Annotated in this window: 21 protein-coding genes; 8 read left to right on the top strand and 13 right to left on the bottom strand. The window is 72.7% G+C overall.

Features of this window, described 5'->3' with window-relative positions:
• Nucleotides 1–111: 111 nt before the first annotated feature.
• The 8 genes from ACZ619_RS26730 to ACZ619_RS26695 form a co-directional block, all read right to left on the bottom strand.
• The gene (locus ACZ619_RS26730; RefSeq protein WP_469603778.1) at nucleotides 112–870 is read right to left on the bottom strand and encodes a GntR family transcriptional regulator; all 759 of its coding nucleotides are present in this window, start codon (nucleotides 868–870) and stop codon (nucleotides 112–114) included.
• A gap of 102 nt (nucleotides 871–972) precedes the next feature.
• Nucleotides 973–1635: a deoxyribose-phosphate aldolase gene (gene deoC, locus ACZ619_RS26725; RefSeq protein WP_469604150.1), complete on the bottom strand. Its 663-nt coding sequence runs from the start codon at nucleotides 1633–1635 to the stop codon at nucleotides 973–975.
• A 172-nt stretch (nucleotides 1636–1807) separates the two neighbouring features.
• Nucleotides 1808–2263, bottom strand: coding sequence for a D-ribose pyranase (rbsD, locus tag ACZ619_RS26720; RefSeq protein ID WP_469603775.1), 456 nt, complete (start codon nucleotides 2261–2263; stop codon nucleotides 1808–1810).
• A 126-nt stretch (nucleotides 2264–2389) separates the two neighbouring features.
• Nucleotides 2390–3982 carry a sugar ABC transporter ATP-binding protein gene (locus ACZ619_RS26715; RefSeq protein ID WP_469603772.1) on the bottom strand — a complete coding sequence of 531 codons (1593 nt, stop codon included), beginning with the start codon at nucleotides 3980–3982 and terminating at the stop codon, nucleotides 2390–2392.
• Nucleotides 3982–5007, bottom strand: coding sequence for a sugar ABC transporter substrate-binding protein (locus ACZ619_RS26710; protein ID WP_469603769.1), 1026 nt, complete (start codon nucleotides 5005–5007; stop codon nucleotides 3982–3984). The genes ACZ619_RS26715 and ACZ619_RS26710 overlap by 1 nt, the downstream gene beginning before the upstream one ends.
• 298 nt (nucleotides 5008–5305) lie before the next feature.
• On the bottom strand, nucleotides 5306–6343 hold the full coding sequence (locus tag ACZ619_RS26705; RefSeq protein WP_469603767.1) for an ABC transporter permease: 1038 nt from the start codon (nucleotides 6341–6343) through the stop codon (nucleotides 5306–5308).
• Entirely contained in the window at nucleotides 6340–7257 is a 918-nt protein-coding gene (locus ACZ619_RS26700) for a ribokinase (RefSeq protein WP_469603765.1), read from the bottom strand. Before ACZ619_RS26700 ends, ACZ619_RS26705 begins: the two co-directional genes overlap by 4 nt.
• Before the next feature lie 283 nt (nucleotides 7258–7540).
• Nucleotides 7541–8371, bottom strand: a complete 831-nt coding sequence (locus ACZ619_RS26695; RefSeq protein ID WP_469603762.1) for an IclR family transcriptional regulator — start codon at nucleotides 8369–8371, stop codon at nucleotides 7541–7543.
• Nucleotides 8372–8530: 159 nt separating this feature from the next.
• On the opposite strand from ACZ619_RS26695, the gene ACZ619_RS26690 reads away from it, so the two are divergent.
• From ACZ619_RS26690 to ACZ619_RS26660, 7 genes are all read left to right on the top strand, one after another.
• Nucleotides 8531–8611, top strand: coding sequence for a putative leader peptide (locus ACZ619_RS26690; protein WP_469604147.1), 81 nt, complete (start codon nucleotides 8531–8533; stop codon nucleotides 8609–8611).
• A 171-nt stretch (nucleotides 8612–8782) separates the two neighbouring features.
• Nucleotides 8783–9820 (top strand): ABC transporter substrate-binding protein, encoded by a 1038-nt coding sequence (locus ACZ619_RS26685; protein ID WP_469603759.1) that lies wholly within the window; start codon nucleotides 8783–8785, stop codon nucleotides 9818–9820.
• A 7-nt stretch (nucleotides 9821–9827) separates the two neighbouring features.
• Nucleotides 9828–10826 (top strand): NrtA/SsuA/CpmA family ABC transporter substrate-binding protein, encoded by a 999-nt coding sequence (locus ACZ619_RS26680; RefSeq protein WP_469603757.1) that lies wholly within the window; start codon nucleotides 9828–9830, stop codon nucleotides 10824–10826.
• Nucleotides 10823–11662, top strand: coding sequence for an ABC transporter permease (locus ACZ619_RS26675; protein WP_469603754.1), 840 nt, complete (start codon nucleotides 10823–10825; stop codon nucleotides 11660–11662). The genes ACZ619_RS26680 and ACZ619_RS26675 overlap by 4 nt, the downstream gene beginning before the upstream one ends.
• The gene (locus ACZ619_RS26670; protein WP_469603751.1) at nucleotides 11641–12384 is read left to right on the top strand and encodes an ABC transporter ATP-binding protein; all 744 of its coding nucleotides are present in this window, start codon (nucleotides 11641–11643) and stop codon (nucleotides 12382–12384) included. Before ACZ619_RS26675 ends, ACZ619_RS26670 begins: the two co-directional genes overlap by 22 nt.
• Nucleotides 12385–13248: an ABC transporter substrate-binding protein gene (locus tag ACZ619_RS26665; protein ID WP_469603749.1), complete on the top strand. Its 864-nt coding sequence runs from the start codon at nucleotides 12385–12387 to the stop codon at nucleotides 13246–13248. It abuts the gene before it with no gap.
• A 15-nt stretch (nucleotides 13249–13263) separates the two neighbouring features.
• Nucleotides 13264–14343: an LLM class flavin-dependent oxidoreductase gene (locus tag ACZ619_RS26660; RefSeq protein WP_469603746.1), complete on the top strand. Its 1080-nt coding sequence runs from the start codon at nucleotides 13264–13266 to the stop codon at nucleotides 14341–14343.
• Nucleotides 14344–14406: 63 nt separating this feature from the next.
• Here ACZ619_RS26660 and ACZ619_RS26655 read toward each other — a convergent pair whose 3' ends face one another.
• The gene (locus ACZ619_RS26655; protein ID WP_469603744.1) at nucleotides 14407–15162 is read right to left on the bottom strand and encodes a hypothetical protein; all 756 of its coding nucleotides are present in this window, start codon (nucleotides 15160–15162) and stop codon (nucleotides 14407–14409) included.
• A gap of 52 nt (nucleotides 15163–15214) precedes the next feature.
• On the bottom strand, nucleotides 15215–15889 hold the full coding sequence (locus tag ACZ619_RS26650; RefSeq protein ID WP_469603741.1) for a Type 1 glutamine amidotransferase-like domain-containing protein: 675 nt from the start codon (nucleotides 15887–15889) through the stop codon (nucleotides 15215–15217).
• 243 nt (nucleotides 15890–16132) lie between these two features.
• On the opposite strand from ACZ619_RS26650, the gene ACZ619_RS26645 reads away from it, so the two are divergent.
• Complete coding sequence (locus ACZ619_RS26645; RefSeq protein WP_469603738.1) at nucleotides 16133–16888, top strand: SDR family NAD(P)-dependent oxidoreductase; 756 nt, start codon at nucleotides 16133–16135, stop codon at nucleotides 16886–16888.
• Nucleotides 16889–16952: 64 nt separating this feature from the next.
• Here ACZ619_RS26645 and ACZ619_RS26640 read toward each other — a convergent pair whose 3' ends face one another.
• The 3 genes from ACZ619_RS26640 to ACZ619_RS26630 all read right to left on the bottom strand — a co-directional run bounded on the left by ACZ619_RS26640 (nucleotide 16953) and on the right by ACZ619_RS26630 (nucleotide 20269).
• Nucleotides 16953–18581 (bottom strand): tetratricopeptide repeat protein, encoded by a 1629-nt coding sequence (locus ACZ619_RS26640; protein ID WP_469604144.1) that lies wholly within the window; start codon nucleotides 18579–18581, stop codon nucleotides 16953–16955.
• Nucleotides 18562–19926: an AfsR/SARP family transcriptional regulator gene (locus tag ACZ619_RS26635; RefSeq protein WP_469603736.1), complete on the bottom strand. Its 1365-nt coding sequence runs from the start codon at nucleotides 19924–19926 to the stop codon at nucleotides 18562–18564. The genes ACZ619_RS26640 and ACZ619_RS26635 overlap by 20 nt, the downstream gene beginning before the upstream one ends.
• A gap of 148 nt (nucleotides 19927–20074) precedes the next feature.
• The gene (locus tag ACZ619_RS26630; RefSeq protein WP_469603733.1) at nucleotides 20075–20269 is read right to left on the bottom strand and encodes a hypothetical protein; all 195 of its coding nucleotides are present in this window, start codon (nucleotides 20267–20269) and stop codon (nucleotides 20075–20077) included.
• Between the last annotated feature and the right edge of the window lie 104 nt (nucleotides 20270–20373).

The raw sequence follows: 20373 nt of genomic DNA, 5'->3' as shown, positions 1-20373 counted from the left end.
GCGATTTGCGGTCGACGTCCGCCCCTGGCCGGGCGAAGGGCGCCCGCCCGTCCGGCCCCGCCCGTCCGGCCCCGGTCGGCCGGGCCGGTGGACGGATCGCGGAGGGCCGCCTCAGCGGCGTACCAGCAGGGAGGTCACGCGGAGCCGGCCGCTGTGGATCCATACGTCGGAGTACTCCACGGGGCGGTCGTCGGCGAGGTAGGTGACCTGCTGGAGGTACTGCACGGGTGCGCCCTCGTCGAGGGCGAGCGCGCCGGCCACCTCGGAGGTGGCCGCCTCCGCGCTGAAGGTACGGCGGGCCGTGGCGATCTTGAGGCCGTAGGTGCCCTCCAGGACGCCGAAGAGGCTGGCCGAGGTGAAGTCGACCTCCTCGATGCCGGGCGTGAGGTCGGTGCGGACGAAGTTGGAGAGCAGCGCGACGGGACCCTGGTCGGTACTGCGCACCCGCACCAGGCTGAGCACCGGGGTGCCGGGGGCGAGGTCCAGCAGGGCGGCGACGGGCCGGGGCGGGACGATCAGCGAGCACTCGCGCACGGTGGTCGCGGTGACGACGCCCTGGCTGGCGAAGTCCTCGGAGAGCGTGCTGAGTTTCTGGGCGATGGCGGGTTCGATCGTCGTCGAGGTGACGAAGGTGCCGCGCCCGCGGACCTGGCGCAGCAGGCCCTCCTCGATCAGCGTGGTCAGGGCCCGCCGGAGGGTGCCCCGGCTGACACCGAACTCCTGGGCCAGCTCCGGCTCGCTCTTGAGACGGTAGTGCGCCGGCCAGTCGCCGCTGGCGATCCGCAGTCGGATGTGCTCCGAGATCTGGACATGGATCGCCGTGGGAACGTCGCGCTGGATGTCCGGAAGTCCCCGTTTGTCGGCCGTCACGGTCGTTGCTTCTCCTTTTCCGGTGGGGCCGGAGGACGGCTGTCGCTCCGGCCGTGGGTGCCGTGTCCCGGCGGCTGCCGGGACACGGCCGCGGTGGCGGGGTCAGTAGCTGGCCGTCGTGTCGTCCCCGGTGTCGGTGATGATGGACAGACCGGCGCTGGTGCCGAGCAGTGAGGCGCCGGCCCGCAGGAGGGCCAGGCCCTGCCGGTAGGTCTTGATGGAGCCGGACGCCTTGACCCGGACCCCGTCGCGCGCCCGTTCGACAAGGTACGCCACGCTCGCCGGGTTCGCCGTCTCGATCTGGCCGCTGCTGGCGTTCTTCAGGAAGGCGGCGCCGGCCTCCATCGACAGCTCGACGGCGGCCTCCTTCTCGGCGTCGGTGAGCAGGGGGAGTTCGAGCATCACCTTGACCGGGATGCCGCTGGCGCGGACGACGCCGGCGATGTCCTCGCGGAAGTCGTCGTAGCGGCCGCTCTTGAGCCAGCCGATCTGGACGCCGATGTCCAGCTGGTCGGCGCCGAGACGGGCGATCTCGGCGGCTTCGGCGGCCTTGCCGGAGCTGGTCATCACGCCGACGGTGGGGAAGTCGAGGGCGGAGGCGACCTGGACGCCGGTGCCGCGGAGTTCGGCGACGACCAGGGGCAGCCAGGACGCGGGGACCATGGCGGCGTTGAAGCCGTGCGTGACGGCCTCGCGGGCGTGGGCGATCATCTCGTCGCGCGTGGCGTCCGGGTCGATCTTGGTGTGCTGGATGTAGGGCGCCATCTCGGCCGGGGTGAGGTCGAGTTCGACGGAGCTGACGGTGGTTTCGGACACGGGGTGGTCTCCCTGGGATCGGATGCGGCGGGTCTGCCGGTGGAAGGGCCGCCTGCGGCGGAACGTGCGGTGGCGGTGGCGGTGGCGGTAGCGGTAGCGGTGGCGGTAGCGGTGGCGTCGGTCAGAGCCGGGACGCGTACTGGTCGGGTACGACGACGCCTTCGCCGCCGAACCAGCGCGGTACGTCCACTCCGCAGAACAGGCCGATGTTGCCCCAGGGCTCGAAGGCCCCGGTGCGCACGACGACCTTGGCGCTGCGGGCGAGTTCGCCGAGGACCTCGGCGTGCGGGCGGGTGGTGAACTCGGCGCCGGTGAAGCGTTCGTGCAGCCAGGCGTCGAGACGGGGGTTGTGCGTGGGGACGTCCTCGGCCCGCACCACGCCCTCCACGACGAGTTCGTCGGCGATCAGGCCGAGGACCGTGCGCAGGTCGGGCAGGTTCTCGGCGAGAGCGAGGTCGATGCGGTGCGCGTCGGCCGGCACCGGGAAGCCCGCGTCCACGACGAGCAGCAGGTCGGTGTGGCCGAGGGTGGCGAGGGCTCCGCTCAGTTCGGCGTTGAGGATGCCGGAGCGCTTCATGATGGGTCCCTTTCGTGGGGTGTGGGGCGTCGGACGCGTGGTTCGTCGGGTGTGGGCGCGTGGGTCGTGGGCCGTGGTGGCCGTCCGGCCGGGGCGCCGGTTACGGGGCTGTGGCGTGCGGACCGGTCAGGCGGCCGCCCGCTCGGTTCCGGTGGCGAGTGCCATGACGGACTCCTCGGTGGCGTCGCGGGTGTCGGTGACGGCCACCAGGCGGCCCTCGCTCATCACCGCGATCCGGTCGGTGAGGGTGAGGAGTTCGGGCAGGTCGGAGGAGGAGCAGAGGATGGCGAGCCCCTCCTCGGCGAGCGCGAACAGCCGGGCGTAGATCTCGGCCTTGGCGCCGATGTCGACGCCGCGGGTGGGCTCGTCGAGGATGAGCACACCGGGGTCGATGGCGAGCCACCGGCCGAGCACGGCCTTCTGCTGGTTGCCGCCGGACAGGCTGGTGATCGGCTGACTCAGAGTGGCCGTCTTCACCCGAAGCCGGTTGGCCTGTTCACCGGCCGCGGAGTCGAAGGCGCGGCGACGCAGCAGCCCGAGGCGGCTGAAGGCGCGGGTGGTGAGGGCGCCGATGTTCTCGCCGACGCTCATGGTGGTCAGCAGGCCCTGCGCCCGGCGTTCACCGGGGACGAAGGCGAGCCGGCGCTCGACGCTGGCGATCGGGTTGCGGCGGTTGTAGGGACGGCCCAGGAGCTCGACGCTGCCGCCGGTGCCGCGGTCACCGCCGAAGAGGTTGTGCAGCAGTTCGACCCGGCCCGAGTCGGGCAGCCCGGCCACGCCCAGGATCTCGCCGGGGCGCAGTTCGAAGGAGACGTCCCGGTGCCGTCGTCCGCTCAGCTCCCGCACCTTGAGCACGGGTTCGGCGGCGGGCTCGGCGGGGCCGGTCTCGCGGCGGGTGAACTGGCCGAGCTCGCGGCCGACCATGGCGGCGACGGCGCGGTCGGGGGTGGTGTCGGCGCCGCGCCAGGAGGCGACGTGGCCGCCGTCGCGCAGGACCTGGATGTGGTCGGCGAGACGGAACACCTCGGGCATCCGGTGGGAGACGTAGAGCATGGTGGTGCCCGCGCTCTTGAGCCGGTCCATGAGGGCGAACAGGCGGTCGGCCTCGGCCGGGGTGAGCATGGCGGTGGGTTCGTCCAGGATCAGCACCCGGCAGCCCCGGGCCACCGACCGGGCCACCACGACGAGTTGCTGGGTGGCCAGGTCCAGGGTGCGCACGGCGGCGCCGGGGTCGACGGCGAGGTCGAGCTGGTCGAGGAGCTCGGCGGTGCGCTCGGCCATCCGGCGCCGGTTCGGGAACCAGCGGCTGCCGGGCTCGACCCCGCTGAGCACGTTCTCGGCGACGGTGCGGTCGGGCAGCAGCGACAGCTCCTGCGGGACGATGGCGACGCCGTGGCGGCCGAGCATGGTGCCGGGGTCGAAGGAGGTGACCTCCTCGCCGAAGACTGTCACCGAGCCCTCGCTGGGCGGCTGGAGGCCGGCCAGGATCTTCAGCAGGGTCGACTTGCCGGCGCCGTTCTCGCCCAGCAGCGCGGTGATCTCGCCGGCCGGGACGTCGAAGCTGACGTCGCGCAGGGCGCGGACCGGGCCGAAGCTGCGGGAGAGGCCGGTGACGCGGACGGCGGGCACGGAACCCCCGTCCGCCGCCGGGGCGGGGGACTTGGCCGTGCTCGGCCCGGGGGCCGGGGCTGCGGCGGGACGGTCCGGGGTGGCGGACATCAGTCCTCCACCGTGGCGTCGCTCAGGTTGGCGCGGGTGATGAACTGGGCGCCGGTGTCCACCCCGCTGATCTTCTTCCCCTTGGTGAGGAAGTCGTTCAGCACCTTGACGGCCTGGTAGCCCTGCTCGGTGGGGTTCTGGCTGATGGTGAAGTCCAGGACGCCCCGGTCGACGTACTCGGCGGTCTGCGTCAGCAGGTCGAAGCCGCCCATGGCGATGGTATCGGAGTGTCCGGACTGCGCGACCCACTTGGCGGCGGCGGTGGTGGAGCAGCAGTCCAGGCCCGCGACGGCGACCACGCCGGACTGACCGGACATCGTCGACTCGACGGTGTTGTAGGCGGCGTTGGGCTCGTTGCCGACGTTGACCGGGCCGACGATCTTCAGCCCGCTGCCCTTCATGCCCTCCTCGAACCCGGAGAAGCGGTCGTGCGACCAGCCGGCGCCGGTGTCCACGGAGAACACGACCACGGACTTGCCGTTGACGTCGCCCTTGAGGTGCTTGCGCAGCTCCTCGGCCTGGGACTTGCCGGAGCCCTTGAGGTCCTGGCCGACGAAGCCCATCTGCTCGGAGTCGGGGTTGTCGGTGTTGAAGGAGATGATCGGGATGCCCGCCTTGTAGGCCTGGCTGATGACGGGCTTGAGCGCGTCGCTGGAGGCGGAGGAGACGGCGAGTCCGTCGACGGCCTTCTGCTGGATGAGGGTCTGTATCTCGGAGACCTGCTTGGCCGCGTCACCGCCGGTGGGGCCGATCAGGGAGACGTCGGCGCCGAGTTCCTTGCCGGCCCGCTTCATGCCCGTGGAGATCGGGGTGGCGAAGGCGAGGGACGGGTCGTGGTAGCTCAGCTTGATCCGCATCGGCTTGTCGTCGTCGATCCGCTGCTGGATGTACGAGGCGAGCTTGAAGGATCCGTCGGAGGAGCCGCCCGAGTCGGCGGCGGTGACGGCGCCGCACCCGGTGAGGGCGAGGGCTGCCGAGGCGGCCGTGGCGGCGGCCAGCGATCTGAGGAGGGAACGCGGGGACATGGAGACTCCTTTGTCGTGTCCGGCGGTGGGGCGGGGACGGGATGCGGGTGTGCGGGTGTGCGGGTGCTCCGGGAGGGGCGGGCGGCGCGGCTCGGCGGCCCGTCCGGTCCGGCCGGGAGCGGGGGTGTGCGTGTGGGGCGTGAGGGGCGCGGTGGTCACCGGCGGGGGCTCGCCGGGGGCGGCGGCCGCGCGGTGGACCGTGCGCGGTGGGTCCTGGTCATGGCGGACCGGGAGGGGGAGGCGGATCCGGGAGCCGAGGCCGGGGGAGCGGGCCGACGGTTCCGGGCCGGGGCTGCGGTCAGGCGCGGCTCTTGCGCTTGCGCTGCCAGGTGTCGGCCGCGACCGCGGCGACGATGACCAGGCCGGTGACGACGGTCTGCCAGAAGGACGAGATGCCCTTGATGTTGAGGATGTTCTGGAGGAGGCCGATGAAGGCGACGCCGATGACGGTCCCCCACATCGTGCCCGAGCCGCCGAAGAGGGCGGCGCCGCCGATGATGACCGCCGAGATGACGGTGAGTTCCAGGCCCTGGCCGGTCACGCCCTGCACGTAGGAGAGGAAGGACAGGCCGAGGACGCCCGCGAGGCCGGCGGTGAACCCGGACAGGACGAACGCGGCGAGCTTGACCCGCTTGACGTTGACGCCGACGAGCCGTGCGGCCTCCTGGTTGCCGCCCACCGCGTAGGTGTTGAAGCCGAACCGGGAGCGGGCCAGCAGGACCACACCGACGGCGGCGACGGCCGCGAAGAACACGAACTGCATCGGCACCACGCCGAACAGCCGTCCCTGGCCGAGGAGGTTGAACTCGGCCACGCCCGGCTGGGAGGAGCGCAGGGAGATCGGGGCGCCGTCGGAGACGAGCAGCGCGACGCCGCGGAAGACACTGAGCGTGCCGAGGGTGACGATGAAGGAGGGGACACCGAGGACCACGACGGCCAGCCCGTTGACGAGCCCGGCGACCAGGCCCACCGCGAGTCCGACGAGCATCGCGGCCGGCCAGCTCCAGCCGTCCGAGATGAGCATGCCGGTGGAGATGGCGGACAGCGCGTAGGTGGATCCCACCGAGAGGTCGATCTCGCCGTTGAGGATCACGAAGGTCACGCCGACGGCCATGATGCCGATCTGCGCGATCTGCTGGCCCACCGAGAGCAGGTTGTCGGACTGGGCGAAGGTCGGCGAGAGCACGGTGCCGAGCAGGAACAGCAGGACCAGTGCGGCGAACACGCCGGCCTCGCGGGCGTGCAGGAGCCTGCGCAGCGCCGCGGGGAGCTGCCGGGCGGACTCGGGGCCCGATGAGGCCGCCGGGGCCGGCGGGGTGGAGGTGGTCAGGGTCACGAGGCGTTTCCAATCCGGGCGTTCAGCTGGTCTCTGGTGGGAAGGGCGGGGATGACGCCCGCGACGGAGACGGTGTGGGAGCCCGCCGCGGCGGCGAAGGCGGCCGCCCGCTCGACGGGCAGCCCTTCGGCCAGGGCGACGGCGAGGGCGGCGGTGAAGGAGTCGCCCGCGCCGGTGGTGTCGACGACGGCGTCCGCCGGGTGCGGGGGCACCGCGGTGACGCCCGACTCCTGCGCGACGAGGGCTCCTTCGCCGCCCCGGGTCAGGAGCGCGATCCCGCCGGTGCGCTTTTGGAGCGCGCGGACGAGGTCCTCGTCGCCGAGTCCGTGGTCCGGGCCGAGCCCGAGGAGGACGGGGGCCTCGGTCTGGTTGGGCGTGATCACGTCGATCAGCGGCCAGCAGGTGTCGGGGAGCGGGCGGGCGGGAGCGGGGTTGAGCAGGGTGCGGGTGCCGGTCTCGCGGCCGAGGCGGAGCGCGGCGGTGACGGCGTCCTCGGGGATCTCCATCGAGACGACGAGGACGTCGGCGGAGGCGATCTCGGGGCGGAAGCGCTCCACGGCGGCGGCGTCCAGCTCGTCCAGGGCGCCGGGGGCGATGGCGATGCGGTTCTCCCCGGACGGCTCGACCAGGATGAACCCGACCATGGTGGGCGCCAGCCCGGTGACGACGTGGGCGGCGTCGACGCCCTCGGCGCGCCACAGCTCCCTGGCGGCCCGGCCGAAGTCGTCGTCGCCGACGGCGGTCAGCAGCGCGACGTCGGCGCCCAGCCGGGCGGCGGCCACGGCCTGGTTGCTGCCCTTGCCGCCGGGCCCGGGGGCGAAGGTCCCACCGGAGACCGTCTCCCCTGCGGCGGGCGCCTTGGGGACCCGCATGGTCAGGCCGGCACCGTAACTTCCGACAACCGCGATCTTCATCGACACACCGCTTTGTGTATGGACAACCATGGACAAGCGAGAGCGTAGGTACAGGGATGTCCATAGTCAACGGTTCTGCGGGAAGTGATGTTCGGAGCATCGCGCGCTGATACGGAACAACCACCTCTAAATAGGGCAAAACGCCCGCTCCGAGGTGCTGTGGGCACGAGTGCCCACAGCGGGCCGGCCGTCGCGGCGCACGCTCTGACCTGGATCGGGCTGTATCAGCGGCGTGGCCACGAGTGCGTCGTGGGCCGCGGTGCCGGGCCGACGGCGACCGCCGTCATCGCTCCGACTGGGGACCACCGCTCCTGCGCTGCGACGGGGGGAGGAGCAGGATCTCCAGGGCCTGCGCGCAGGTTCTGGCCTGCGCGAGGAACCAGTCGACGCGGTCCGGGGTGATCAGGTCCGGTGTGCCGCGCAGGGCGAGGGCGAAGCGCGCGGAGGTGAGGTGGTCGAGGACGGGCACGGCGAGGGTACGCACGCCGTGCGCGGACTCGCCGTCGTTGAGCGCGTACCGCTGGGCGCGTACGCGCTGCAGTTCCGCGGCGAACTGCTCACGGTCCACGATGGTGCGGTCGGTGAAGGCCGGGAGCAGCGGCAGTGACTCCGCGCCGCCCTCGCCGGGACGAGGCCAGGCCAGGAGCACCTTGCCCAGGGCCGTGGAGTGCAGGGGACGCCGTAGCCCCACTTTCGGTGTGACCGAACCGCCGGCCACGATCACGGCGTGGGGGCCGCTGCGCAGGGCCAGGTCGGCGGTGGCCCCGGTGCGCTGGGCCAGGTCCGCCAGCTCGGGAGAGGTCAGGTGCAGGCCCCGCTGGTGATACGAGAGGCGGCCGAGTTCGGTGACCGCGGGGCCGAGCCGGTAGCGCGCCGTCCTCGAGTCCTGCTCCAGGAAGCCGGCGCCCTCAAGGGTGCGGGCCAGCCGGTGCGCCGTCGACGTGGACAGGCCCAGCCTGCGCGAGATCTCCGAGGCGCTGAGATCGGGCGCGTTGTCGTGGAAGCAGTGCAGGATGTCGAGGGCCCGTTGGACCGCCTGCGCTCCGGCGATCGGTGTCTGCGCCACCGTGACGGCTCCTCCTGCTCTGCTCGACCTGGCTCGACGTTCCCACATCGCAGCAAGCCTGACGATCACCGGCCAGCTGCCGAAACAGCCTGTTCACGCCCGCTCCCACATCATGGGAAGCCGCTTGCCGCACGCCGAAGGACCGTGTCAGGCTGCGGTGACGCCGCCGGAACCGGACCGGCGCAGGCCGGTGGAAGGGGCGAGGCGATGTACGGCACCGCGCCGCTCCTGCTGACCGCCCGCCGTCATGTCGACCTCGGCCGCGTCTCCAGCGCCGTCTGTCGCTGACCCCCGTCCTGCCGGATCCGACGCCCTTCTTCGGGCCGGCCGGCCCCCCGATCATCCGCTGACACGGCGGCGACGGCGCGGCAGCCGTCGCCCGGCCCGGTGTCACGCCCCATAGCCGCCGCCTTCGACGGGCCGCCGCCCTCGACGCGCGCCGTTTCCAGGGAAGAGCCCATGACGCATTCACCCCTGCCCGAAACACTGTGGTTCACCCGCTGTCCCGTGCCCACCGCGACCGGTATCGCCGCCGACCGGCAGTGGCTCACCGAGGAGTTCGCGCCGGACGGGATTGCCGTCCGCTCCCTCCAGGACAACGCGGCCGACGTGCGGGCCGACGTCCGCAGCGCCCACTACACGCACGCGCTGCCCGCCCTGTTCCGCGAGGGCGGCAACGTGCCCGCGCTGTGGGCCCGGTCCAACGGGGAGCCGACCCGACTGATCGGTCTGACCTGGATCGAGGAGCGGCAGACGATCCTCGTCGCACCGGACTCCGGCATCCGCGGGTCCGCGGCACTGCGCGGCCGACGGCTGGCCGTGCCCCGGCACTCCATCGCCATCGACTTCTGGCGGGCCATGGCCCTGCGCGGCTTCGAAGGCGCGCTGGCCTCCGCCGGGCTCGGTCTCCAGGACGCGGAACCGGTCGACGTGCCGGCCGACGGCCACACCGGGCAGTGGGCCGCCGAACTGGCCGCCCTCACCCGCGGTGACGTCGACGCCGTCTACGTCAAGGGCGCCCTGGCGGTCGAGGCCGCACAGCGCGCCGGCGCCCGGACGGCCGTGGAACTCGACGAACTGCCCGACGTCACCCACCGGGTGAACAACGGGACCCCGCGTCCCATCACGGTCCACCAGCACCTGCTCGACGAACACCCCGACCTCGTGGACCGGTTCCTCGCGGTCCTGCTGCGCGCCGCGGACTGGGCCGCCGCCCGGCCGGGCGAGGTCGCCCGCATCCTCGGGGCCGAGACCGGCGCCGGCGCACAGGGCGTCCACGGCGCCTACCGGCAGGGAACCCACCGCACCCTGCACCCCGACCTCAGCGACGGGCGGCTCGACCTGCTCGTCCGTCAGGAGGCCGCCCTGCGCGCCCACGGATTCCTCCCCGAACCCGTCGACGTGCGCGCCTGGGCCGACCTAGAACCCCTGCGTCGCGCCCGCCTCCGGCTCGCCGGAGCCCTCCCGCAGTCCTTGACCGCCACCCTCGACACGTAGGACCGCCATGCGCATCCCGAGACTCCTGCCCGCTGCCCTCGCCACCGTCACGGCGCTCGCCGCGCTCACCGCCTGCGGCACCTCCCAGGCGGACACCGCATCCTCCGGTGCCACGGTCACCGTCCGCATCCCCGACCCCGGCAACTCCGGTGTGCTGGCCGTCGGCAAGAAGGACGGATCCCTCGCCAAGGCCCTGGCCAAGGTGCACGCCGAGGTCGCCTGGACCGGCAGCGCCGGCCCCTTCGCCCCCGCGGCCCAGGCCATCAACGCCGACCAGCTCGACATCGCCACCGCCTCGATCACCTCCGGCATCACCTCCCTCGCGCAGACACCCGGATTCAAGTTCTTCACCGCCACCGCGGCCGACCCGGTCGGCGAGGGCATCCTCGTCAAGAACGGCTCCGGCATCGACTCCGTCCGGGACCTCGTCGGCAAGAAGGTCGCCGTCAACCAGGGCGGCACCGGCGAGTACCTGCTGCTGAAGGCGCTCGACAAGGCCGGCGTCGCCGCGGACAAGGTCAAGCGGGTCTACCTGCGCCCCGACCAGACGGCCGCCGTCTTCAACGCCGGGAAGGTCGACGCCTGGGCGGTCTGGGCGACGTACTCGGTGGCCGAGATCGGCACGGGCAAGGCGCACTTCGTGGCCGACGGCGAGGACATCGGGTCGGACAACTACACCCTCACCGCCGTACGCACCGCCTTCGCCGACCGGCATCCCGAGGTCGTCAAGGCGCTCTACCAGTACCTGCACGACGGCAGCGTCAAGGAGAAGAAGGACCCCGCCGCCTATCTGAACGTCAACACCGACGCCGGCCCGCAGGCCCTCGCCGGGAAGGCCAAGAGCGTCCAGGTCGAGTTCACCGCGCAGGGCGGAACCCTCGAACCGATCACCGCGGCGGACATCACACGGTTCAAGGCCGTCGCCCGCTTCTACGCCACGCAGAAGGTCACCTCCTCCGAGGTCGACATCGCCTCCCACCTCATCGACGTGACGAAGCTGTCATGACCGCCCTCCACGAGTCGTCGGCACCGCCGACGCACCGGGCCCTGGTGACCCCCGGGCCCCGGCCGCGCCGGCCGCGTCCCCGCCGCTACGGCGCCGCGACCCGGACCCTGGGCCCCGTCGCGCTGCTCGCGCTGTGGTGGACCGCCTCCGCGACCGGGGTGCTCACCCCCGACGTGCTCGCCTCGCCCGCCGACGTGATCCGCGCGATCGGCGAACTGTGGGGGAACGGCCAGCTGCCCGACGCGCTCGCCACCTCACTGACCCGCTCCGGCCTCGGTCTCCTGCTCGGCGTCACCACCGGCCTCGTGCTCGGGGTCGTCACCGGCTTCACCCGTCTCGGCGACGAACTCCTCGACTCCTCGCTCCAGACCCTGCGCACGATCCCTTTCCTCTCCCTGGTCCCGCTGTTCATGGTCTGGTTCGGCATCAACGAGATCGCCAAGGTCCTGCTGATCGCCGTCGCCACCACCTTCCCGATGTACGTGTCCACCTCCAGCGGCGTCCGCGGCACGGACCGCAAACTCGTCGAGGCGATGCGCAGCTTCGGCATGGGCCGACTGGCGATCGTGCGCGAGGTGGTCCTGCCCGGCGCCCTGCCCTCGCTCCTGGCAGGGCTGCGGCTGTCGATGACCCTGAGCGTCATCGCGCTGATCGCCGCCGAGGAGATCAACGCCACCGCGGGCATCGGCTACCTGATGGCCCAGGCGCAGAGCTACGCCCGCACGGACGTCCTCGCCGTGTGCATCCTCGTCTACGGGCTGTTCGGACTGCTGGCCGACGCCCTCGTACGGCTGCTGGAGCGGGCGCTCATGCCATGGCGGAGGGCAGGCCGGTGAGCGCCGCCGTCGAAGTCCGCGCGCTGCACAAGGCCTTCGCGGAGCGGACCGTGCTGGACGGGCTCGAACTGACCATCGCACGCGGCGAGTTCGTCGCCCTGCTGGGGGCCAGCGGCAGCGGCAAGACCACGCTGCTGCGGATCCTGGGCGCCCTGGACGGAGCGGACTCGGGACAGGTCCTCGTCCCCGGCGCCCGCACGATCGTCTTCCAGGAACCACGTCTGGTGCCGTCCAAGCGGGTCCTGGCCAACGTGACCGTGGCCCTGCCCCGCACCGAGGCCGCACGCGGCCGCCGCGCCCTGGCGGAGGTCGGCCTCGCGGACCATGCCCAGGCCTGGCCCGCCACCCTGTCCGGCGGCGAGGCCCAGCGCGTCGCCCTGGCCCGCGCCCTGGTCCGCGAGCCCGAACTCCTCCTGCTGGACGAACCGTTCGCCGCCCTGGACGCCCTCACCCGGCTGCGCATGCAGGACCTCGTCGGTGAACTCTGCCGGGCCCACCGGCCCGCCGTCCTCCTCGTCACCCACGACGTGGAGGAGGCCGTACGTCTCGCCGACCGCGTGTGCGTCCTGCGCGACGGCCGACTCGTCACCGACGAACCGGTGACCGTTGCCCGCCCCCGCGAACCCGGCGACCCGGCCTTCGCCGCCCTGCGCCGGCGTCTACTGGACGACCTCGGCGTGACCACCACCTCCTCCCACCCCTCTGTTCCAGGAGCGATCTGAATGACCATCACCATCGGCGTCCACAACAGCAACCCCACGCTCTACTACCTCTCCCGGCTCGACCACGCCGCCGAAGAGCTCGCCGCGGTGGGGGAGAGCGTCGCCTTCCACACCTACACCGACGGCGTGCGCACCGGGCAGCTGCTCACCGACGGCGTGATCGACTTCGGCGGCACCGGCTCCACCCCGCCCGTCACCGCCCAGGCCGCCGGACACGACATCGTCTACACGGCGGTGTCCGCCCCGCGCCCCGACCACGGGGCCCTCCTGGTCGCCGAGGACAGCCCCGTGCACAAGGTCGCCGACCTCGCGGGCGGCACCGTCCACCTCGCGATCGGCTCCTGGCAGACCCATCTCGTGGCCAAGGCCCTCGACGACGCCGGCCTGTCCTACGCCACCGACATCACCGCCGAACGCGGCGGCGAGGACAGCGAGAAGCTGCTGCGGGACGGCGCCATCGCCGCCTGGGTCGCCCAGGGCCCGCAGCTCGCCCGGGCCCTGCGCACCGGAGGCGTCCGCGTCCTGGTCCGCACCGGCGACGTCATCACCGACCGCTCGGTGTTCTTCGCCCGGCGGGAGCTGGCCGAACAGCGCCCCGAGATCGTCCAGGCGCTGACCCGCGCCCTGCGCCGGGCGGACGCCTGGGCCCAGGCGCACCCGCGCGAGGCCGCCGCGATCGCGGCCGACCACCAGAGCGGCGCGGTCGACGACTGGGAGACGGCCCTGCGCGCCCTGCCCTGGCGGATCGAGGACGTGAGCGAGGAGTTCCTCGCCGAGCAGCAGCAGGCAGCCGACATCTTCACCCGCACCGGCTTCATCGACGGCCCCGTCACGGTCGCCGAAGCCGTCGCCCGCACCCGCTGAGGAGATCCGCGAACCATGGCCTCCGAAGTTCTCTGGTACATCATCCCGCGTGAGGGCGCCTACCCGTGGGAGCCCGAGGGGCGTCGACCGGTCGACCTCCGCTACCTCCAGCAGCTTGCCCAGACCGTCGAGCGCCTCGGCTTCAGCGGTGCCCTGCTCGCCACCGACCTGCACGACGTCTGGCCGCTGGGCAGTGCCCTGGCCGCCGCCACCGGGCCCGGGTTCAAGCCGCTGCTCGCGGTCCATCCCGGGCTGATCGCACCGACGCTGCTGGCCAAGATGGCCCTGACCTTCGACAACCTGTTCGGTGGCCGGCTGCGCTTCAACGTGGTCAACGGCTCCACGCAGACCCTGCGGCAGTACGGCCTGGACGTCGAGCACGACGAACGCTACGAGCTGAGCGCCGAGTACTGGTCGATCGTCAAGCGGCTGACCGCCGGCGAGGTCTTCGACCACCAGGGCCGCTTCTACGACCTCAAGGGCGCCGGCGCCTCGTTCGGCGACCTGCGACCCGTCCAGAGCCCGCACGTCCCGCTGTGGTTCGGAGGCTCCTCACCGGCGGGGATCGAGATGGCGGCACAGCACGTGGACGTCTACCTGACCTGGGGCGAACCACCGCACCTGCTCAAGGAGAAACTGGAGCGGGTGCGTGAGCGGGCCGCGGCACACGGGCGGACCCTGCGCGTCGGACTGCGGCTGCACCTGATCGTCCGCGACACCGAGGACGAGGCCTGGGCGGCCGCCGACCGGCTCCTCGACGTCACCAGCGAGGCCACGTACGCCCGGCAGCTCGGTGACCGCAGGGACGAGGACGGCGTCGGCTGGCAGCGGCAGTTCCGCCAGCACGGCGGCCGGGTCCCGGCCCGGGCCAGGGAGCTGGAGACCCACCCCAACCTCTGGCCGGGCATGAGCCTGTTCCGCCCCGGACCGGGCACCGCCGTCGTGGGCTCCACCCAGCAGGTGGTCCAGCGCCTCCGGGAGTACGAGGAACTGGGCGTCGACACATTCATCCTCTCCGCCAACCCGCTCCTGGAAGAGGCCTGTCGAGTCGCCGAGACCGTACTCCCCGCCCTCGGCGTCCCCGGCCCGGCCTGACCACGAAAGACCTCCGGCCCCGAACCCCGCTGAGCACGCCGCGGGCGGTGTGACGGCGCTCCACTACCGCTGCGGGTCCGAACCGGACATGGGAACAGCAAGCAATCGGGTCCCGGACTCGATACCGATCTGGCTCAGGCTGCGGTCGTCTCCGGGGTCCAGTCCCTGCCCTTGCCGGTACGTGTATCCGATCCCGGTGAAACACCTGCCGGTCACCGAATCCTGAATCAGCCACTCGCGGCCGTAGGAGTAGACGCCGATGAGGTCCTGAAGTTCCATGAATACGGCATCGAGCAGTTCGCTCACCGTCAGCTCGTGCGGGAAGCTCAGCAGCTTCACGGGCCACTTTCGATCGATGCGGCTGACGTCGACCTCCACTGAGTGGCGGCGCAGATCGGCCTGTGCCGCTTGGACCGCAGCCTCGATGAGTTCCTCATGGTGCTCGTCGGCAGATCCCGGCAGCCGGGGCACAACCACCTCTTCAACTGCCGATCGGATGGCCGCTTCCATGCTTTGCAGGTTCCGGCCGGACGTCGAGGAGACCGCTGTCACGTACGCCTCGATACTGGGTGAACTCGGATAGTCCCTGGGGGCATAGAGAACGAAGGGCCGAGTGAGCACGATCGTGAAGAAGGTCGCAGCCACGGCGGACGGGAACACCACGGAGAAGATCGCGAGCATGCCTTGGATCCAGCCCTCGGACTGCGTCGCCGCCACGCCGACCGTGACTTCGGTGAGGCCGAGGAAGAGGGAGATGATCCACAAGGGATTGAGTACGCGTTCCGATTCACCCTGGGTGGATACGCCTGCTTCTGACACGTGCCGTCCCCCCTCCGGACCGCTCTTCGGTCATCAGCGTATCCACCGGCACTCACTCGAAGGGATGGAACCGCCAGCGGCCCTCGGAGACCACGTCCACCTTGCCGTCCCTGACGCGGAGGGCCGTGTCGTCGTCGATGAAGTAGATCGGGAAGTCCGCCCGCTCGGCGATGCGGTCGGCCCAGGCGTCGTCCCGCTCGGGGAAGTCCGGTGAGTACAGGTGCGGCTTGAGGTACCAGTCGAAGAGGCCGAACGGCGGCTCCACGGCCGTCGCCCCGAGGACGTGGAGGTCCCCGGTGTCACCGATCACGTCGGCGGAGTGTCCGGTGAGATGACGGCTGAAGATCATCGATCCTGCGCTGCACCCCACATAGACCCGGCCCTCCAGCGCTCGCAGGAAGCCGTCGGCCAGGCCGTTGCCGGTGATGCTGCGGGCGAGGTGGTAGTGGTTGCCGCCCTCGACGTAGACGACGTCGGCGTGGAGCAGCCTGTCGAGCACCGACGGGCGGGGCAGGCCGTTCAGTTCCAGGACGTCGAACTCCCGCCAGCCGAGCCCGTGCAGCCGGTTCATGTTCGCGACGAACCACCCGTGGTCCCCGGGTTCGGCGACCGAGGCCGTCGGAACGTACACGACGTTCGCCGATCCGAACGGCTTGCCCAGCATCTCCCGCAGCGCGTCCCGCAGCGACTCGTTGCGCAGCCCGCTCGCCGTCAACAGAAAGTTCATCGGCCGAGCCAAGCACGGCTCACGCACCCACGCAACGAACCCGGGCTCCGCCGATCCCGTGATCCTCGCGACCCGAACGGATGCGTCCGCGGCTGACCCCCGACCCCCATCCCACCTTCGGGTACGGTCTCCGGATCGGCGGTGAAGGCGAGACGCCGGGAGGGGGTTCTGGCCGGCGGGCTGGAGGAACTCCTGTTCCACTGGAGGCCCTTGAGGTCCGGCAGCACCGAGCGGAGGAACGACATGGCACGCCTCACCGACCGGACGATTCTGATCGTCGGCGCCGAGGCGGCCCGCCTGCTCGCCCGTGGCGCCAACCGACTCGTGATCACGGCACGGCGGAAGGCCGAACTCGCCGCCGTGGCACAGGAGATACGGGCCGCGGGCAGCGCCTGCCTGGACATCCCGGCGGACGCGCTGGACGCACGGGCGGCCGCCGGGGTGGTGGCGGCGGCCGTCGAGGCGTACGGCCCCGTCGACGTCGCACTCCTCAACGCCGGTCAGGGGCCGGACATGCGCATGGACCGGGTGAGCGTCGCGGACGTCTCACGGATCACGGCCCTCAACTACGACGTCGTGGTCAACTACCTCGTCCCGCTGATCGAGCAGATGCGCGGTCAGCCCGCCGGCGGCCTGATCGCCCACACCAACTCCCTGGCGGGACTGATGGGCATCCCCCGCCAGGGCCCGTACTCGGCGGCGAAGGCGGCCGCCCGCGCGCTGATCGACACCGCCCGCGTCGAACTCGAACCCGAGGGCATCCGCTTCACCTCCCTGCACCCTGGCTTCGTCGCCACCGAACGCACCAGCGGAGACGGCCTGCCCAAACCCTTCCAGACCAGCCTGGAGCGGGCGGCCCGGCACGTCGTACGAGCCCTGGAGCGGGAACCGGCGCAGGTGTACTTCCCCTGGCCCACGGCGACCCTGGTCCGCACCCTGCGCCACCTGCCCACGCCGATCTCGTCCCGGGTGCTGCGGAAGCTGGCCTCGGACGGCTGACCGGTGACCGGTGTCCGGCCGGCCCGGTGCCGTCCGCAGCCCGCTCATGCCCCGTACCGTCAGCTCACGCCAGGCCCTGGTCGGCCGCGGTGACGACGGTGATCCGGGGCGCGGGCACCTCGTCCCCGAGGGCCGGCAGGCGCGTACGGAGCTCCTCGGCCGCGGCCGGATCGGTCCCGGCCAGGAGCCGCGACGCACGTTCCCAGACCGTGCGGGCCGCACCGGCGTCACCGGTGGCGAGGTAGGTGTCACCGAGGTTGCGGAGCGTCCCCGCCTCGCTGAACAGGTCGCCCACCTCGCGGTAGAGCCGCAGCGCGCACTGGTAGGCGGCGACCGCCCGCCGGTGCTCGCCGAGATGATGACGCGCGACACCGAGGCTGTCCCAGGCACCGCCCAGGGCGTACCGGGTGCCGTCGAGTCCGGCGAGACCCTCCAGGGCCTCCTCGAAGTAGGCGGCGGCCCTTCGGTGTTCACCCCGCAGGACATGGGTCCAGCCCAGCGCGTGCAGGGCGCTGGTCTCCGCCGGACGGTCGCCGAGGGCCCGGTAGAGGACGAGGGCCCGGCCCGCCGCGTCGAGCGCCCCGTCGTGATCGCCGAGGCGGTCGAGGAGCCAGCCGTGACTCCGGTGGGCGTGCGCGAGGCCGAGCCGGTCACCGAGCTCGGCGAACAGGCCGAGAGCGCGCCGGATGTGGACGCGGGCGTCGTCGTCCGCTCCAGCCGGGCCGAGGCGCGGGCCAGGCCACGGTGCACATGGGCCTCGGCCCTGCGGTGGCCGCCGCGGACGGCGGCGTCGAGCCCGGCCCGCTGGAGCGTGGCGGAGTCGTGCCAGTGGCCCTGCCGGTCCATGAACCGCTCCAGCGCCCAGGCCAGGCCCCAGACATGGGCGTGCTCCCCGCGCGCCACCGCCCGTTCGGCGACCGCGGACAGCACCCGCGCCTCGTCCGTGTACCAGCGCAGCGCCCGCCGGTCGTCGGCGAAGGACTCGGGACGTGCCCCGGGGACGGCGGCGGGCAGCGGATGGAGCCTCCAGAACGGCGAGTAGGCGCGGCCGGCGGCGTGCGCGGTGTGCAGGTAGTGGTCGAGGACGCGTCGGACGGCGGCCTCCCGCTCGGCCGTGTCCTCGTGTTCCGCCACGCGTTCCGCCGCGTAGGTACGGAGCAGGTCGTGGCAGGCGTACCGGCCGGGTGCGTGCTCGGTGAGCAGATGGGCGCGGGTGAGTTCGGTGAGCAGACGGCGGACCGCCGCCGGTTCGTCGCCCGCGACGGCCGCCGCGGCCGCCGGCGTGGCGTCGGGGCCCGGGTACAGGGACAGCAGCCGCAGCAGGCGTGCCGCGCCGGGGCTCAGCGCCCGGTACGACCAGGAGAACACCGCCCGTACGCCACCGGCCGGGTCCGCGTCGGTGAACGCGTCGAGGCTGCCGTGGGCCGTCCGCAGCTCGTCCGCGATCGCGGTCAGCGGGAAGTGCGGGTGGGCGGCGGCCCGGGTGGCGACGACGGGCCAGGGCCAGGGGGAGTCCCGCGCAGCGGGTGAGGATCTCGTCGACGGCCCCGGGGCCGGCCAGGACGCGGTCGGCGCCGAGGCGGCGGGTCAGCGTCTCGCGGGCCTCGGCGGCCGGCAGCCGGTCCAGTGCCAGCGGGCGGGCGGCCTCCGCCGTGACCAGGCCGAGGAGGCGGTCACGGCTGGTGACGATCACCAGGCAGCGGGAGCTGCCCGGCAGCAGGGGGCGCACCTGTTCGGCGTCCCGCGCGTTGTCGAGCAGGATCAGCACCCGGCGCCGGACCAGGAGGCTGCGGTAGAGCCCGGCCTGGGCGTCCGGCCCGGCGGGTATGCGCTGCGGGGGGCACGCCGAGGGCCTCCAGGAACCCGCGCAGCACCTGCGCCGGATCCGTCGGGATCCCGCCCGGGTCGAAACCGCGCAGGTTGATGTACAGCTGTCCGTCCGGGAAGCGGTGGGCGGTGCGGTGCGCCCACCGCACCGCCAGCGTCGTCTTCCCGATGCCGCCCATCCCGCTGATCACGGCGATCCGGCCGCCTGACGCGTCCTTCGCGGACAGCTCCGCCACATGGGAGAGTTCGGCACGACGGCCCGCGAACGAGCCCAGGTCGGCGGGCAGTTGGGCGGGCCGGACGAAAGGGGCCGTCGGATGCGGGGCGGCCGCACCGGGGACGACGGGCACCGGGGCGTCCGGGAGCACGGTCAGCCGGACCGGTGCGCTCCGCGTCCCGCGATCCGGCTCGGCCGGCGTCGCACGGCCGTCCTCGCGCAGCGCCTCCTGCTGCGCGGCCCGCAGTTCGAAGCCGGGCCCGACGCCCAGTTCGGCGGCGAGCCGGGCCCGTACGAGGCGCCAGGTGTCGAGCGCCGCCGCCCGCTGCCCGGTGGCCGCGAGCACTCGCACGAGTCGGGCCTGAAGCGGTTCGTCCAGCGGGTGCTCGGCCGTGGCGCGGTGCAGTACGGTGAGCAGCCGCCCGGCCCCGCCCGTGGCCAGCGCCACGTCCGCGGCCTGCTTCACCACCCCCAGGTACTCGCGCTCCAGCGCGTTGAACGCGGGGTGGGACCGCGCCTCCACCGGGACGCCGGTGGCGACCGGCCCGGTGCGCAGGTTCAGCGCCTCCAGCAGCAGCGGTACGGCCGCCTCCGTGTCCCGGGTCCCGTTCTGCCGTGCCCGGCGCACCAGTTCGCGGAAGCGCAGCAGGTCCAGTGTCCCGGGCGTCGCGTGCAGCCGGTATCCGCCCGCGTCCCGCACCAGCCACCGGCCCGGGGCGCGGACCGGCAGCCCCGGTTCCAGCAGTCGGCGCAGCACCCCCACGTGCCGGTAGACCGCGTTGGCGGGCGAGCCCGGCGGCGACTCGCCCCACAGGGCGTGCTGCAACTCGTCCATGGGCACGGGCAGCCCCGCATGGGCCATCAACTGGGCCAGCAGCAGGCGTTGCTGGGCCGCGCCGAGCCCCACCTCACGGCCGTCGTGCCAGACCCGTACCGGTCCCAGGACCTCGAACCGCATCGTCACCCTCGTCGTCCCCGTGTCCCTGTCACCCATGTCCCCCGCGTTCCGTCCCCCTGCCCCCGTCCGGGTGCGGTCAGGCGGCCGGCAGTGCCTCGGTCCAGCCCAGGACCAGCGCGTTGAACTCGGCCGGCCGCTCCTGGAACAGCCAGTGTCCGACGTCCTCCAGGACGACCGACGCGCTCTAGGGGTGCCGGCTCAGCGACTGCTCCCGGTCCCCGTCGATCCCCTTGGCCTTGAGGGAGGCCGCCGCCGACAGCGACAGCACCGGGCAGGCGCGGCGCGACAGGTAGGCGTCGACGCCCGGCCGTACGGTCAGCGGGACGCCCGCCTCGTCGAACAGGCCGTGGAAGACGTCGCGTACGGTCATCGGGTCCATGCCGAGGACGGGCCTTGACCCCGGAGTTTGAACACGTCTATGCGGCTCGGGCCAGGGTAGTTGGTGTTGGGTGGACGGTGATCTCGTAGGTGATCGGGGCTCGC

The sequence above is a fragment of the Streptomyces sp. NPDC104367 genome, from assembly GCF_055583825.1.
The sequence above is the reverse complement of the archived record's forward strand: the minus strand, read 5'-3'. Positions and strand labels throughout refer to the sequence as shown.

Excerpts from the sequence above, each read along its gene's own strand:
- ACZ619_RS26660 (WP_469603746.1), top strand. The coding sequence starts at position 13,264 with ATGGCCTCCGAAGTTCTCTGGTACATCATCCCGCGTGAGGGCGCCTAC.
- ACZ619_RS26635 (WP_469603736.1), bottom strand. The coding sequence starts at position 19,926 with ATGGGTGACAGGGACACGGGGACGACGAGGGTGACGATGCGGTTCGAG.
- ACZ619_RS26680 (WP_469603757.1), top strand. The coding sequence starts at position 9,828 with ATGCGCATCCCGAGACTCCTGCCCGCTGCCCTCGCCACCGTCACGGCG.
- rbsD (WP_469603775.1), bottom strand. The coding sequence starts at position 2,263 with ATGAAGCGCTCCGGCATCCTCAACGCCGAACTGAGCGGAGCCCTCGCC.
- ACZ619_RS26715 (WP_469603772.1), bottom strand. The coding sequence starts at position 3,982 with ATGTCCGCCACCCCGGACCGTCCCGCCGCAGCCCCGGCCCCCGGGCCG.
- ACZ619_RS26645 (WP_469603738.1), top strand. The coding sequence starts at position 16,133 with ATGGCACGCCTCACCGACCGGACGATTCTGATCGTCGGCGCCGAGGCG.
- ACZ619_RS26710 (WP_469603769.1), bottom strand. The coding sequence starts at position 5,007 with ATGTCCCCGCGTTCCCTCCTCAGATCGCTGGCCGCCGCCACGGCCGCC.
- ACZ619_RS26700 (WP_469603765.1), bottom strand. The coding sequence starts at position 7,257 with ATGAAGATCGCGGTTGTCGGAAGTTACGGTGCCGGCCTGACCATGCGG.
- ACZ619_RS26665 (WP_469603749.1), top strand. The coding sequence starts at position 12,385 with ATGACCATCACCATCGGCGTCCACAACAGCAACCCCACGCTCTACTAC.
- ACZ619_RS26695 (WP_469603762.1), bottom strand. The coding sequence starts at position 8,371 with ATGTGGGAACGTCGAGCCAGGTCGAGCAGAGCAGGAGGAGCCGTCACG.
- ACZ619_RS26630 (WP_469603733.1), bottom strand. The coding sequence starts at position 20,269 with ATGGACCCGATGACCGTACGCGACGTCTTCCACGGCCTGTTCGACGAG.
- ACZ619_RS26690 (WP_469604147.1), top strand. The coding sequence starts at position 8,531 with ATGTACGGCACCGCGCCGCTCCTGCTGACCGCCCGCCGTCATGTCGAC.
- ACZ619_RS26650 (WP_469603741.1), bottom strand. The coding sequence starts at position 15,889 with ATGAACTTTCTGTTGACGGCGAGCGGGCTGCGCAACGAGTCGCTGCGG.
- ACZ619_RS26675 (WP_469603754.1), top strand. The coding sequence starts at position 10,823 with ATGACCGCCCTCCACGAGTCGTCGGCACCGCCGACGCACCGGGCCCTG.
- ACZ619_RS26685 (WP_469603759.1), top strand. The coding sequence starts at position 8,783 with ATGACGCATTCACCCCTGCCCGAAACACTGTGGTTCACCCGCTGTCCC.
- ACZ619_RS26670 (WP_469603751.1), top strand. The coding sequence starts at position 11,641 with ATGGCGGAGGGCAGGCCGGTGAGCGCCGCCGTCGAAGTCCGCGCGCTG.
- deoC (WP_469604150.1), bottom strand. The coding sequence starts at position 1,635 with ATGGCGCCCTACATCCAGCACACCAAGATCGACCCGGACGCCACGCGC.